Origin of the sequence: Antarctobacter sp. (genome assembly GCF_965277915.1) — a bacterium.
Taxonomy (GTDB): Bacteria; Pseudomonadota; Alphaproteobacteria; order Rhodobacterales; family Rhodobacteraceae; genus Antarctobacter.
Genome location: NZ_OZ255849.1, coordinates 2229719 through 2243523 on the forward strand (window position 1 = coordinate 2229719; position 13805 = coordinate 2243523).

General features: G+C 63.7%; 14 protein-coding genes and 1 tRNA gene. 9 read left to right on the top strand and 6 right to left on the bottom strand.

The window, feature by feature from the left end; all coding sequences use genetic code 11:
- Positions 1-81: 81 nt before the first annotated feature.
- On the bottom strand, positions 82-540 hold the full coding sequence (locus ACQY5B_RS11705) for an outer membrane protein assembly factor BamE (RefSeq protein ID WP_420325147.1): 459 nt from the start codon (positions 538-540) through the stop codon (positions 82-84).
- Positions 541-629: 89 nt separating this feature from the next.
- Between ACQY5B_RS11705 and ACQY5B_RS11710 the strand changes: the two genes are divergently transcribed.
- From ACQY5B_RS11710 to ACQY5B_RS11750, 9 genes are all read left to right on the top strand, one after another.
- Positions 630-1208, top strand: a complete 579-nt coding sequence (locus tag ACQY5B_RS11710) for a YceD family protein (protein ID WP_420325146.1) — start codon at positions 630-632, stop codon at positions 1206-1208.
- A gap of 155 nt (positions 1209-1363) precedes the next feature.
- On the top strand, positions 1364-1570 hold the full coding sequence (gene rpmF / locus ACQY5B_RS11715) for a 50S ribosomal protein L32 (protein WP_420325145.1): 207 nt from the start codon (positions 1364-1366) through the stop codon (positions 1568-1570).
- A gap of 24 nt (positions 1571-1594) precedes the next feature.
- Positions 1595-2695, top strand: a complete 1101-nt coding sequence (plsX, locus tag ACQY5B_RS11720; RefSeq protein WP_305970303.1) for a phosphate acyltransferase PlsX — start codon at positions 1595-1597, stop codon at positions 2693-2695.
- Complete coding sequence (locus ACQY5B_RS11725) at positions 2692-3663, top strand: beta-ketoacyl-ACP synthase III (protein ID WP_420325144.1); 972 nt, start codon at positions 2692-2694, stop codon at positions 3661-3663. The genes plsX and ACQY5B_RS11725 overlap by 4 nt, the downstream gene beginning before the upstream one ends.
- Positions 3664-3793: 130 nt before the next feature.
- Entirely contained in the window at positions 3794-4096 is a 303-nt protein-coding gene (ihfA, locus tag ACQY5B_RS11730) for an integration host factor subunit alpha (protein ID WP_219514535.1), read from the top strand.
- Between the two features lie 10 nt (positions 4097-4106).
- Positions 4107-5267, top strand: coding sequence for a MerR family transcriptional regulator (locus ACQY5B_RS11735; RefSeq protein ID WP_420325143.1), 1161 nt, complete (start codon positions 4107-4109; stop codon positions 5265-5267).
- A gap of 66 nt (positions 5268-5333) precedes the next feature.
- Positions 5334-5410 (top strand) — tRNA-Pro (locus ACQY5B_RS11740).
- 237 nt (positions 5411-5647) lie between these two features.
- A complete protein-coding gene (locus ACQY5B_RS11745; protein WP_420325142.1) occupies positions 5648-7105 on the top strand; it encodes a PA14 domain-containing protein in 1458 nt (485 codons plus the stop codon).
- Between the two features lie 72 nt (positions 7106-7177).
- Positions 7178-8254 (top strand): 2'-deoxycytidine 5'-triphosphate deaminase, encoded by a 1077-nt coding sequence (locus ACQY5B_RS11750; RefSeq protein ID WP_420325141.1) that lies wholly within the window; start codon positions 7178-7180, stop codon positions 8252-8254.
- 224 nt (positions 8255-8478) lie between these two features.
- On the opposite strand, the gene scpB is transcribed toward ACQY5B_RS11750, so the two are convergent.
- The 5 genes from scpB to argS all read right to left on the bottom strand — a co-directional run bounded on the left by scpB (position 8479) and on the right by argS (position 13771).
- On the bottom strand, positions 8479-9162 hold the full coding sequence (gene scpB / locus ACQY5B_RS11755) for an SMC-Scp complex subunit ScpB (protein WP_420325140.1): 684 nt from the start codon (positions 9160-9162) through the stop codon (positions 8479-8481).
- Positions 9155-9952: a segregation and condensation protein A gene (locus tag ACQY5B_RS11760; RefSeq protein WP_305970309.1), complete on the bottom strand. Its 798-nt coding sequence runs from the start codon at positions 9950-9952 to the stop codon at positions 9155-9157. Before ACQY5B_RS11760 ends, scpB begins: the two co-directional genes overlap by 8 nt.
- Positions 9949-10959 carry a glycoside hydrolase family 3 N-terminal domain-containing protein gene (locus ACQY5B_RS11765; protein ID WP_420325139.1) on the bottom strand — a complete coding sequence of 337 codons (1011 nt, stop codon included), beginning with the start codon at positions 10957-10959 and terminating at the stop codon, positions 9949-9951. Before ACQY5B_RS11765 ends, ACQY5B_RS11760 begins: the two co-directional genes overlap by 4 nt.
- On the bottom strand, positions 10956-11948 hold the full coding sequence (locus tag ACQY5B_RS11770) for an SPOR domain-containing protein (RefSeq protein ID WP_420325138.1): 993 nt from the start codon (positions 11946-11948) through the stop codon (positions 10956-10958). The genes ACQY5B_RS11765 and ACQY5B_RS11770 overlap by 4 nt, the downstream gene beginning before the upstream one ends.
- Positions 11949-12028: 80 nt before the next feature.
- Positions 12029-13771: an arginine--tRNA ligase gene (gene argS, locus ACQY5B_RS11775; protein WP_420325137.1), complete on the bottom strand. Its 1743-nt coding sequence runs from the start codon at positions 13769-13771 to the stop codon at positions 12029-12031.
- Positions 13772-13805: the final 34 nt, after the last annotated feature.

Sequence of the window (13805 nt, forward strand, 5' to 3'; positions counted from 1 at the left end):
TCGAACGCCCGTCTTCGGCAGGGGATGCCAAAACCGCGTGACAATCGAATGACGCTTTCACGGCGCCGCTCGACCGGACGTTCAGCCGCCGAGCAGGTTGCTGGCCGAGATGCCGCCGATGTTGCCGAAGAGCTTGCGGATAAAGCTGATGTCGCCATCGGTGGTCTGGGTCACCCGACGGTTGATCGCCACGACGCGGCCATCCTCCAGCCCGTAGGTCGTGATGTTGGTGACGACATCGGCCTCGTCGAAGGTGATGGCGACGATGGTGCGTTCGACGACCCTGGGCTTCTGGTAGGCGAAATGGCGAACTTCGCTCTCGATGTAGTAGAAGCCCGATCCGTTCAGGACCCCCGTGGCATTGGGCACGCCGATCAGGTCCTCGACAGAGGCCTTGGTGTCGACGCCGGGCACGATCTGTTGCAGATCCGCCTCGGAGGGCAGATACCCGTGGGTGCGGTACTGCGCGGCACAGGCCGACAGCCCGAGGATCATCAGCATGGCAATCACAGCCTTGAGCTTGCCTGCAAATACGTTCATCTCACGCCCCTCTTGTCACGGGCCTTTTCGCCACCTATCCCGCTTACAGAAGGAACGCCCGCCATTCAAGCGCAGGAAAACCCGACACAATGACCACCGACAAACCCGATGGATCCCCGACACCTGCGCGGCTGCGCGTCTCCGGCCTGCGGCAGACGGGCCCGACCCCGTTCCGGCTGGAGCCGGGGCCAGAGGCACGCGCCACCCACGCCGCCGAACTGGGCGCGCAAAGCCTGAGAAAACTGCGGTTCACCGGCCAGCTGACCCCGCTCGGCAAATTCGGGTGGCGATTGGAAGGAGACCTGGGCGCGACGGCCGTCCAGTCCTGCATCGTCACGCTGGAACCGGTGACGACGCGGATCGACACGCAGGTCGTGCGCGAATTCTTGCCACCCGAGCGCATTGCCCAACCCGAGGCCGGTACAGAGACGGAGATGCCCGAAGACGACAGTGTCGAGGAACTCGGGGACGAAATCGACCTCGAGGCGGTGATGCTGGAGGCGCTCTCGTTGGCCTTGCCGACCTATCCGCGCAAGGACGGCGTGGAACTGGGCGAGGCACAGTTTGCCGCCGAAGGTGTGACCCCGATGACCGACGAGGACAGCAAACCGTTCGCAGGACTGGCAGACCTGCGCGAAAAAATGCAGAAGAAGGGCGAGGACGACTGAGAATCCGCTTGCCAAATCCTCGGCACTGCGTATTTTCGCGCGCTCATGAGTACGTCTGGCGCATGTCGCCGCGGGCACCTTCCGGGGGCAGCGCGGCATGGCCCATCCGAAACTTCCGGGAGGCCCCGCCCCCGACGACAAAACGAGGTTGAGACATGGCTGTCCAACAGAACAAGGTTTCCAAGTCGCGCCGCAACAACCGCCGCGCTCACGATGCACTGACCGCAGCGAACCCGAACGAGTGCGACAACTGCGGCGAGCTGAAGCGCCCGCACCATGTCTGCCCGTCCTGCGGCCACTATGCAGAGCGCGAAATCGTCGCGATGAACGACGACATCGACCTGGACGAAGACGCGGCCTGATAGCCCAACCGGGACGTTGCCTGCATGACCTCGCTGAAGGACAACAAGGACGCAGGCCCGTCCCGAATTGTGATATCGGTCGACGCTATGGGCGGCGACAGTGGGCCGGCGACAGTGGTCGCCGGCATCTACAAATCCGCCCGCAAGAATCCCCAGATTCATTTCATTCTGCACGGTCCGGCCGACGAGCTGGAGAAGCTGGTCGCGCGTCGCCGCGGCCTGTCAGACCGTTGCGAGATCCGCGATGCCCAAGGCGTCGTCAGCATGGAGGACAAGCCCAGCCAGGTGATGCGTCACGGCAAGGGCACCTCGATGTGGTCAGCGCTGGACTCCGTCCGCGAAGGCGAGGCGACCGTCGCGGTCAGCTGCGGCAACACCGGCGCGCTCATGGCGCTGTCGATGATCCGTCTGCGCAAGCTGCCGGGCGTCAACCGCCCCGCCATCGCGATTCTCTGGCCGTCGCGCAATCCGCAGGGCTTCAACGTCATGCTGGATGTCGGTGCGGACATTCGCGCCGATGCCGAGGACCTGCTGCAATACGCATTGATGGGCGCGGCCTATGCCCGCAACGGTCTTTCGCTGACACGCCCGCGCATCGGCCTGCTGAACGTCGGAACCGAGGAACACAAGGGCCGGGCCGAACTCAAAGAGGCGCATGATCGCATCGCCGCACATGAGACCGAAGGCAACTACACATTCGTGGGCTTCGTCGAGGGCGGCGACATCCCCGGCGATTCCTGTGACGTGATCGTCACCGACGGCTTTACCGGCAACGTCGCGCTCAAGACCGGCGAAGGCACGGCCAAGCTGATTGGCGACCTCCTGCGCGAGGCCTTTGCATATTCGCCCCTGTCCCGCATCGCCTCATTGCTGGCGCTGACCTCGCTCAAACGGCTGCAGAAACGGATCGACCCACGACGCGTGAACGGCGGCGTCTTTCTGGGGCTCAACGGGACCGTGGTGAAATCGCATGGCTCCGCGGATGCGACCGGGGTTTCGGCCGCCGTGAAACTGGCCTTCGAACTTGCGCGCGCCGGCTTTGCCGACCGTCTGGCGGCACGGGTTGCCTCTGCCGCCGAGGCGGCGCAGGATGGCGCCTCAGAAGAGGACCGCAATATATCATGACCACACGCGCCGTCGTCACCGGCGTCGGGCATTACCTGCCCGACCGAGTCGTCGAAAATGCCGAATTCGAAGCAACCCTGGATACATCGGACGCCTGGATCCGGTCCCGCTCGGGCATCGAGAGACGGCATTTCGCGGCCGAAGGACAGACCACATCCGATCTGGCCACCCGCGCCGCGCGCGCCGCGTTGCAGGATGCGGGGCTGGAACCGGACGACGTCGACGCGATCATCGTCGCCACTTCGACGGCGGATCTGACTTTCCCTTCAGCAGCGACGATGGTTCAGGCCGAACTCAAGATGATGCACGGTTTCGCGTTCGACGTTCAGGCCGTCTGTGCCGGGTTCATCTATGCCCTGACCACGGCGAACTCTATGATCATCTCGGGCCAGGCCAAACGTGTCCTCGTCATCGGGGCCGAGACGTTCTCGCGCATCATGGACTGGACCGACCGGTCGACCTGCGTCCTGTTCGGCGATGGCGCCGGTGCTCTGATCCTCGAAGCGCAGGAAGGCGACGGCACCGGGGCGGATCGCGGCATCCTTGCAACCGACCTCAACAGCGACGGCCGTTACCGTGACATCCTTTATGTCGACGGCGGCGTCAGCACGCAGTCCACGGGTTTCCTCCGGATGCAGGGCAAGGAGGTCTTCCGCCACGCCGTCGAAAAACTGGCCTCGACAGCCATGACGGCGCTCTCCAAGGCGGGGCTGAGCGCGGATCAGATCGACTGGGTCGTACCGCACCAGGCCAACATCCGCATCATTGCCGGAACCGCCAAGAAGCTGGGCCTGTCGATGGACCGGGTCGTTGTAACCGTCCAGGATCACGGGAACACCTCGGCAGCCTCGATTCCCCTTGCCTTGTCCGTCGGAAAGGCACGCGGCCAGATCAAGTCCGGCGATCTCATCGTCACCGAGGCAATCGGAGGCGGACTGGCCTGGGGGTCGGTGGTCCTGCGCTGGTAACAGGCGCGCATGCTTGCGTCTGTTGCATAACCGTCTTTCAGCTATGGATAAATTGCTCACCGCAAGTCGTTGATATTGACTTGTGATTTTTGACGTCGATAATCCCGTTAAAACACCGGGAGGGACCAAAATGGGTGACAAGACCCTGACGCGCATGGATCTGAGCGAAGCGGTATTTCGCGAGGTAGGCCTGTCGCGCAACGAAAGTGCCGAACTGGTCGAGGCGGTGCTGCAACATATGTCCGATGCGCTTGTCGAAGGCGAACAGGTCAAAATCTCGTCCTTCGGGACGTTTTCGGTGCGCGAAAAGGCGGCCCGGGTCGGGCGCAATCCCAAGACTGGCGAAGAGGTCCCAATTCAGCCGCGCCGAGTCCTGACTTTCCGCCCGTCGCACCTGATGAAAGACCGCGTCGCCGCGGGCAACAAGCACTGAGGCAATTTTCATGCCCAAGTCCCGCGATGCCTTCCGCACCATCTCGGAAGTTGCGGAATGGCTGGATACGCCAGCCCATGTCCTGCGTTTCTGGGAAAGCAAGTTCACCCAGGTGAAGCCGGTCAAGCGCGCTGGCGGGCGCCGATACTATCGGCCCGCCGACATGGAATTGCTGGGCGGAATCAAACGGTTGCTGCACGATGATGGAATGACCATCAAGGGCGTTCAGAAGGTGCTGCGCGAACAGGGCGTGCGCCATGTCGCCGCCCTTGCATCGCAACCGGTCGACGAGGACGCCACAAAGGATGACGGCGCATTGATCGAGGATGCGCCCTATGCCGAGGTCCCGTTGCAAGAGGAGGCGGATTCCGTCGTCGCCTTCCCGGGTGAACACCTGCAACAACAGTCCAATGGGATGCCAACGGCCGACGAGGATCTGGACGGCACCCCGGAAAACGATCCTGAACATGATCCGGACGACGCACAGGACACCGCGCCGGAAGCTGCTCCAGAGGCTCCGGATGACCCCGCCGCGAAAGAGCCCGACGAGAAAGAAGCGGCAACGCCCGAACTGGCCGATGTCGCACTTGCCGCAGACGACTTGGACGACAAAACCGAATCCCTTCCGGATACCGCCGTGGAGACCGGAGAATCGCCCACTGCACCCATCAACGCCGAGCATGCGCCGGCCGAAGAGGAGGCGATTGCCGGTGATGAGACCGAAGACGCGGAACCGGTGCCCCAAAGCGGCGAAAATACGCCTGACAGCGTGACAGCGACGGATACCGCACCGACCCCGAAGCTCTGGGGTGACAGCGACGCTCCGGAACTGCCGTTTGACCTGGCTCCGCCGGCACGCAAGCCTTCGCTGCCCGATGATCTGCTCGAAGCCCTGCACTCCGACACCGCGGAGGTTCTTGAGCCCCCCGACCCGGAGGACACGCCAGACATTCCGGCGGAAACCGCACCAGTCTCGGCCGGGCTCGACCTGCCGGATTTCGCGGCTGGTCCCGAAGTGGATCCCGTACCCTCGCCCCCTACCCCGGCCATCGGACCCTTGGGACAACTGGCACGAATCCGTTCGCTGACCCCCGATCAGAGGGCGGCCCTTTCGGCGCAGCTCCCCGCGCTGAAGGCGCGTCACGACCGGCTTTCGACACCTCTGTCCTGAAGCGCAAAAATTCGTCATTCGGGGGGTTGCTCTTGCCGAAAAATAGCGTAAGACACCCCGACAAGTCGGGCTATGGCGCAGCCTGGTAGCGCGTCCGTCTGGGGGACGGAAGGTCGCAGGTTCGAGTCCTGCTAGCCCGACCAAATCAAACCACCCCACAAAATTCTTATGACGACAAGTAGTTGTCCCCCCTATGGGGGTAACGCTGTGTGTTGGTCATATGGCAAACATTGACCAACGTGAAACTGCCTGGCGAAAGCTGGCAAACACGTCACCGCTGCGCCGTGAATTGATCGGTAACAGACACCTTCTATTGTGTACGCCGCCGCCCCGTGCCCCAAGGGGCAATCAGTCTCGGACCAGCGACAGGGACGGCAAGGATGCCCCAATCGGTTTCGCAGTACATCTTTGGCAATTCACTGGTGAACTACACCGACACCGGCGCAGTCCATGCCAATGTGCCGATCTGGATGGATCTTTTCGCGGATACTGCGGGGCTCGCCTATGCCGTCTCGGGCAGTTACGGATTTCTGCGGAATTTCGCGGATTGGCCAGAACCTTATGATCAGTGGGGATTTCCCGGGGTCGCGGGGGCATGGGGATCTGACCAGATCGCTTTTGCCGATGCCGTCTTCGACATGATCCTGATCACACCGGCGAATTTCATACAGGACCTTTCCCCGGATACGGACTATGGCGGCGACACCCGTTCCCCCTTCGACGCGGTGATCGACCTGGTCGACGGGATGCTTGCAGATCATCCCGCAGCACAGTTGCTGATCTACGAAGGCTGGGCCGACATGGGCCCTTATGCCCCGGAGTTCCCGATTTCGACCGACGCGCTGACTCAATATCACGCCTACAACATGGGCGCCTATCACGACTGGTTTCTCGATCTCGTGGATATGGTGAACAGCGCACGGCCCACCGCCGATCTGGCGCTCTTGCCCGTGGGCTCGATCCTGTCGGACCTCATGACAGGCGTTCTGTCATCTGTGCCCGCAACGGCCTTTTATGTCGACAACGCGCCGCACGGGACGGACACCACCTATTTCCTTGCGGCGATGATCACTTTCCAGGCCAGCTATGGACAATTGCCGCTTTTGCCCGCGACGCTGCCTGTTGCTGTTCACCCCGATGTCCTTGCCAATTTCGACGCGATCAACGCGCAGATCGAATTGGCACTGGAAACAGCAGGTTTTGACGTGTTGGCCCCGGCCCCGGACTCCCCCGGGTACTACGACGCCGAGTACTTTGTTCTGGCCGAGGGCATCACCGACCTGGACGAGGTGGACTTCAACACGCCCGATGCCGTGGCCACACGGATCATGATCGATTTCCTTGACGAAACCGGCCCGATCTGGCCCGAAGGACCAGAGGATCACATGGCCGCACGCTATACACGCACCGTGGAAAACCCCTCTGGCGGGATTTATGGCCTGCGCCTGACGGCCGATGACACCGCCCGCGTCTACGTCGATGGCACACTGGTGCTGGACAGCGCCGACGCCGAACGCAACGATCCCATCATTGCCGAGGTCAACCTGACCCCAGGCACGCACTTGGTCGAGATTCGCTATATGGAAATCGCGCAAGAGGCCTCGCTCGAGGTCGCATGGGACTATCGCCGCCCCTTGCCAGAGGTCACGGATCCCCTGCCTCCGCAAGAGCCGATCCCGACGGACCGAGACAGCCTGGAACCCGGGTTGATCGATCCCGAACTGGTCCCACCGCCCGACAGCGGCACGCCGTACCTCTTTGCGCAAAGCTTTGACCCGCCTGACCCGGAGCCGGAACCGCTGGCGGCCGACGCCTTCGTCTTTGATCTGGCATATTGAGAGGCCACGCGGCAATTTGCTCTCCACCTTCGTCAACCCGCTTGATAAGACGACCGAAACGAGGGGGAAGCGATGACCGGTGTCCTGGCAAGCCAGCAGATCGAAAAGCTGATCGCAAGCGGTGCGATCCGAGCGGAGGCCCCCTTTGTTGACGGCCAGGTACAACCCGCCAGTCTTGACTTGCGGCTGGGCAACGTCGCCTACAGGGTGCGTGCGTCTTTTCTGGCTGGCGAGGGACGCAGCGTCGCCGCCCGCATCGACGAATTCGAGATGCACAGGATCGATCTGGCCCAAGGCGCGGTGCTCGAAAAAGGCTGTGTCTACCTCGTCCCCCTGATGGAAAGCGTGACCCTTCCGGACGATGTCCAGGCGATCGCCAATGCCAAGAGTTCGACCGGGCGGCTGGACCTTCTGACCCGCGTCATCACGGACGGCGGCATCGAATTCGACCGTATCGCCACCGGCTACGACGGCCCGCTTTTCGCCGAAATCTGCCCGCGCTCCTTTTCCGTCCTCGTGCGGCCCGGAATGCGCCTGAACCAGATCCGGTTCCGCCGGGGACGGTCGGTCCTGACGGATGCGGAACTGCAGACCTTGCACGTCGAACAAACACTTGTCGGTGGCGGGCCGGCGGTGATCTCCGAAGGTCTCGGCTTTTCGGTGGACCTGCAACCGGGGGAAAGCGGGCTGGTTGGCTATCGCGCGCGGCCTCATACCGGGGTGATCGACCTCGACCGGATCGGTGCCTATGACCCGATGGAATTCTGGGACGAATTGCGCAGCGACAGCGAACAACTGATCCTGGATCCCGGGGCCTTTTACATCCTCGTCAGCCGCGAAGCCGTCCACATTCCGCCCGGCTATGCCGCTGAAATGGCGCCCTACCTGGCGATGGTGGGCGAATTCCGCGTCCATTACGCGGGGTTCTTCGATCCGGGGTTTGGCCATGCGGCCGCCGGTGGCGCGGGTGCGCGCGGTGTCCTCGAGGTGCGCTGTCACGAGGCGCCCTTTGTTCTTGAACATGGGCAGATCGTCGGACGGCTGGTCTATGAGCGCATGTCAGAAGTGCCGGGTCAGCTCTACGGTGCGGGCATCGCCTCGAACTACCAGGGGCAGGGGTTGAAACTCAGCAAGCATTTCCGGGCGTGACGCGCACCATCTGGAACCGGCGGACCTGGCGCGTGGCGCGTTTCACCTGATTGCCCCTGAAGGCCGCCCCCTTCGGCGCGATCGATCCCCGCGTCATTGCCCTTGGTTACCAGATTGCGCAGCGCCTTGCGAAAGCACAATCTTGACCGGCTGATGCGCGGTCATGTCCTGGACCTGTCGGATTTCAGTCAACGCTAGCTTGGGATTGCGCCGATTTGCGGGCGTCAGTCCTCGAACAACTCGCTCTGGCCCTCCTCCATGCCTTCCTCTGCATCAACGTCGCCTTCGCCAGCCTGAGGGGCACCCAAGGGCGAGGGACGGCTTTCCAGCAGGCCGGCGGCGCGCAGATCGGCCAGACCCGGCAGGTCGCGGGCGGACTCCAGCCCGAAATGATCCAGGAACTCCTGCGTCACGACGAATGTCACCGGTCGCCCCGGCGTCATCCGACGACGACCGAACCGGATCCACTCCATCTCCAGCAGTTGGTCAACGGTGCCCCGGCTGACGGATACGCCACGGATCTCTTCGATCTCGGCACGGGTCACCGGCTGGTGATAGGCGATGATGGCCAGCGTCTCGATCGCGGCGCGGCTCAGCTTGCGGGTTTCAACCGTCTCGCGCTGCATCAAGAACCTCAGATCCGGCGCGGTGCGGATTGCCCAGGCATCGCCGACGCGAACCACGCGCACCCCCCGTCCCTCGTACCGCTTGCGCAGGTGAACCAGCGCCTCTGCGGCATCGCAACCATGCGGCATACGTTCATTCAACTCCCTGACGGTGACGGGTTCCGTGCTGGCAAAAAGGATCGCCTCGACCATGCGTTCCTGTTCGCCCATGACCGGGGCCTCGAACAGGCTTTCGCGCGGGGCGCCCTCTTCTCCGGGCGTGATCTCGGGCGTGTCACTCATCACGCGACTCCTTGCGGCGCAGCAGAATGGGCTCGAACGTCCCGGACTGTTTCAACTCTGCCTTGCCCTCTTTGACAAGCTCAAGCGACGCGGCAAAAGTCGCCGCCGTGGCCGAACGCCAACGCACCGGATCCTCTCCCCAGCCGTCGGGGAGGTAGCTCTGGATGTCGGTCCATTGCCCTGCAAAGCCGATCATCCCGCGCATGCGGTCCAGCGCCTGTTCCATCGTGAAAACCTTGTCCCGGTCCATGACGAAAGGGCGAAACTCGTCGCGGGTCCGGATCCGGGCATAGCCCTGCATCAGGTCCAGAAGCGTGGCCGTGTACTTCACCTGCCGCACCTGTTCCATCTTTTCCGGCAGGCCCCGGGCAAAGAAATCCCGCCCAAGCTGATCCCGCGCCATCAGCCGCGCAGCGGCATCCCGCATCGCCTGCAGGCGCTCCAGCTGGAACGCAAGGTGCGCGGCCAGGTCTTCGCCCGAGGGGCCTTCTTCGGTCGGGTCAGGCGGAAGCAGAAGACGCGATTTCAGGAAGGCCAGCCAGGCTGCCATGACCAGGTAATCCGCCGCCAGTTCGATCCTGAGCGCCTTGGCTTTTTCGACGAAGGACAGGTACTGCTGGGCCAGCTGAAGGATAGAGATCCTGCGCAGATCCACCTTTTGCGACCGCGCCATGTTCAACAGCAGGTCAAGCGGCCCCTCGAACCCGTCGACATCGACAACCAAAGCCTCGGCCGCAAGGCGTTCCGAGACGGACAGCTGGACAAGATCGGGAGTGTCGGGATCGCTCATGCGGGATCGGGGCGCAGGTCCTGGACAAAGAAGGCGTCAGCCTCGGCGCGCAGCCCGTCGATGTCAACCGGCTGGGGCGCCGTGCGCGCGGCCAGAGCGCGCTCTGCGCGCCTTTGCGCCAACCTATCCATGCTGCCGACGGCCGCACACAAGTCACGCATCTCTGACAAATCGCCGTTGCAGTGCAGGATCACGTCACAACCGGCCGCGCGCGCGGCACGCCCCCGTTCGGAGACGCTGCCCAAAAGGGCCTGCATCGAAATGTCATCGGTCATCAACAAGCCGTCAAAGCCGATTTCATCCCGGATCAGCCGGATCATGACAGGTGACTGCGTGGCCGGGCGCTTGTCGATATCCTCAAAGACAAGATGCGCGGTCATGCCCATCGGCAGGTCGGCAAAGGCCGAGAATGTGGCAAAGTCCTCGTCCGACAGCACGGGTTTCGGCGTGGACACGCGCGGCAGATCAAGATGACTGTCCAACGTGCCGCGCCCGTGTCCGGGCATGTGTTTCATCACGGGCAGCACACCACCCTGCCGGCACCCCTCCACCAACGCACGCCCGTTGCGGATCACGCTGTCACGGTCAGTGCCATAGCAGCGATTACGCAAGACGGCATGGGTGTCGGGACGGGCAATATCCAGTGTCGGAACACAGTTCCCGTCAATCCCCAGAGCCCGAAGCTCATGCGCAATCAAACGTCCCCGGACGAAGAACCGGCGCTCGGCATCCTCGGCTGCAGCATCCTCCAGCGGCGGCGCCCATGTCCGCGCCAGTGGCGGGCGCAGGCGCTGAACGCGGCCTCCCTCCTGGTCGATGAAAATCGGGGCGTCATGTCCTGCGGCGTCACGCAATCCATCGCACAATGCCCGGATCTGGTCGGCGTTCTGCAGGTTCCGGTCAAACAGGATAAAGCCGATGGGGCGCATCTCGGAAAAGAGAGCAATCTCTTCATCCGAGAGAACCGGACCGGCGCAGCCCAGGATGACCGCGCCGAAGCGGCTCATCTGGTGACCACCGGGATGCAATCCACTTTCTGCGCGACGAAGGCGGCGCAGAAACGGCGGGCATCCGAGAGGTCCTCGAACCCATGCGCGCGCAACCGGTAAAATGTACGCCCGCCGGACGAGGCTTTCTGGATCACGCGATCCTTGCCGGCAAGATAATCGCCAAAGCGACCATCCAGCCGCTCCCATTCGCTGCGCGCGGTTTCCGGGCTGTCAAAGGCACCGATCTGCACAAGGCGCGTGCCAGCCGACAGCGTGGCCGGGTCAATCTCGTTCACGGGTTTGGAGGTGTCCCATTCGACGGCAGCGCCGGGGGCCGCGGCCACCCGAACCGTCGCCGACAGCCCCGCGGGCCGCAGTCGCGGACGCAGGGACCGTGCAAGCCCCGGACCGCTATACCGCTCGGGCTTGGCCTGATCCGGCAAAGCCGTCGCCAGGGCCGTCACAACCTCGGCCTCCGTGCCCTCGGGCAGCGGGCTGAGCGGCTTGGACTTGGCGGCGATCTCGTCCGCAAGGGCGGCAAAAGGCCCGGTGTCCTTGGGGTCCGCGCTTTCGGGGATCGGTGCCCCCTCGGGCTGCAGTGCGATCACTTCGGCGTTGCGCGCCATTGCGGGTTTGGGATCGATGGGCTTGTCCGGCGTCAGCACGCCAAGAGCCACGTCATCGGCCTGCAGGCCGGCCGGACGCGGCGCAAGGGTCAGCCGATCCGCGGGGTCGGCAGCGGCGCCGCTGCCCGCAACGGCGTTGACCGCCAGCCCCTGGTGATCGGCCAGCAGACCGCCCGGATCCTTGGGGGCTTCGCGCATCGGGCCCGACATGGCTTGAACGATGGGGACACCGGAAACATCCCGCGCCACCACACGATAGCCCCAGACCGCGATCCCGGCGATCAGCGCAAGCGACACAGCCGCCCCGGCCCAATTCGCGACCGAGGCCATCTTTACCGTAGCCGGGGCCGCCGGGGCCCCATCGTATGTGAAATCCGCCATCTCTGCCTCTTGTCCCCGGGCGGTGCATTGCCGCCCGAATGCCTTGACTGCTCGAACAGCCCCGGCAGAGGCGCGTTTTGTCAGCGCATTTCTTCTACCGGGGTCACGCCCAAGATACCAAGACCGGCGGAAATCACAACCGCGGTCGCCCGTGCCAGCGCGATTTTCGACTGTGTTGCAGCCGGGTCATCCTGCAGGAAACGCAACTCGGGCGCGTCGTTGCCCCGGTTCCAAAGCCCGTGCAAGTCGGCGGCCAGTTCGCCCAGGTACGTGGCGATCCGGTGCGGTTCCTGCGTCCGGGCGGCGATTTCAACCAGCCGCGGCCATTCAGCCAGCTTGGTCGCCAGCCCCAGTTCCGATGCGTGGGTCATGCCCGACAGGTCGGCCCCGGCCAGTGCCGCATCGCTGACGTCAACGCCATCCTCTGTCGCCTTGCGCAGGACCGAACAGATCCGCGCATGGGCATACTGGACGTAAAATACCGGGTTTTCCTTGGACTGCTCGACCACCTTGTCGAAATCGAAATCCAGTGCCTGGTCGCTCTTGCGGGTCAGCATGTGGAACCGCGCCACGTCCGGACCCACCATTTCCACGAGGTCACGCAGGGTGATGAAGGTCCCTGCCCGCTTGGACATCTTGAAGGGCTCGCCGTTCTTGAACAGCTTGACCAGCTGGATCAGCTTGATCTCCAGCGGCACCTTGCCGTCGGACAGGGCCGAAACGGCGGCCTTCATCCGCTTGACGTAGCCACCGTGATCGGCGCCGAAGATGTCGATCAACAGGTCGAAACCCCGGCTCACCTTGTCATGGTGATAGGCGATGTCGGGCGCGAAATAGGTCCAGCTGCCGTCGGATTTCATGATCGGCCGGTCCACGTCGTCGCCGTGGTCGGTGGACTTGAACAGGGTCTGCTCGCGCGGCTCCCAGTCCTCGGGTTTCTTGCCCTTGGGCGGTTCCAGCACGCCGCGATAGATCAGCCCCTTGTCCTTCAGGCTGTCGATGGCCGCCTCGATCTTGCCCGTACCGTAGAGCGACTTCTCGGAAAAGAAGTGGTCCATCTGCACACCCAGCATGCCCAGATCAGCCTGGATCACCTGCATCATCGCGTCGGTGGCGAACTCGCGCACCTCGGCCAGCCAGACCTCTTCGGGTTGGTCGATATAGGCCTCGCCCACCTTGGATTTCAGCGCCTCGCCCACCTCGACGAGGTAATCGCCCGGATAGGTGCCATCGGGGAATTCGACCTCGTGGCCATGCGCCTCGAGGTAGCGCAGGTAGACGGACCGCGCGAGAACGTCGACCTGTGCGCCGCCGTCGTTGATGTAGTATTCGCGGGTCACGTCATAACCGGCATAGGCCAGCAGAGAGGCCAGCGCGTCGCCCACGATGGCGCCGCGCGCGTGGCCCACATGCATCGGTCCCGTCGGGTTGGCCGAGACATATTCGACGTTCACCTTCTTGCCCTGCCCGAAATCGGACCGGCCATAAGCGGTGCCCTCTTTCAGGATGCGGCCCGGCAGCGCCTGCCAGACAGAGGGGGCCAGCCGCAGGTTCAGGAACCCCGGCCCGGCCACCTCGGCGCTGGCGATCCGGTCGTCGATGCGCAGTTTCGCGGCCAGTGCCTCGGCGATGTCGCGCGGCTTGGCCTTGGCGGGTTTGGCCAGCACCATGGCGGCATTTGTCGCCATGTCGCCGTGCAGCGGATCGCGCGGCGGCTCGGTGGTCACGGGATCGGTGTTCAGCCCGTCGGGCAGCGTACCTTCGGACTGGCAGGCGGCGATGGCATCCAGCACGAGGCTGCGAATATCGGAAAACAGGTTCATGTCAGCGGCTCCAATGTTGGCCGGTCTCTATCAC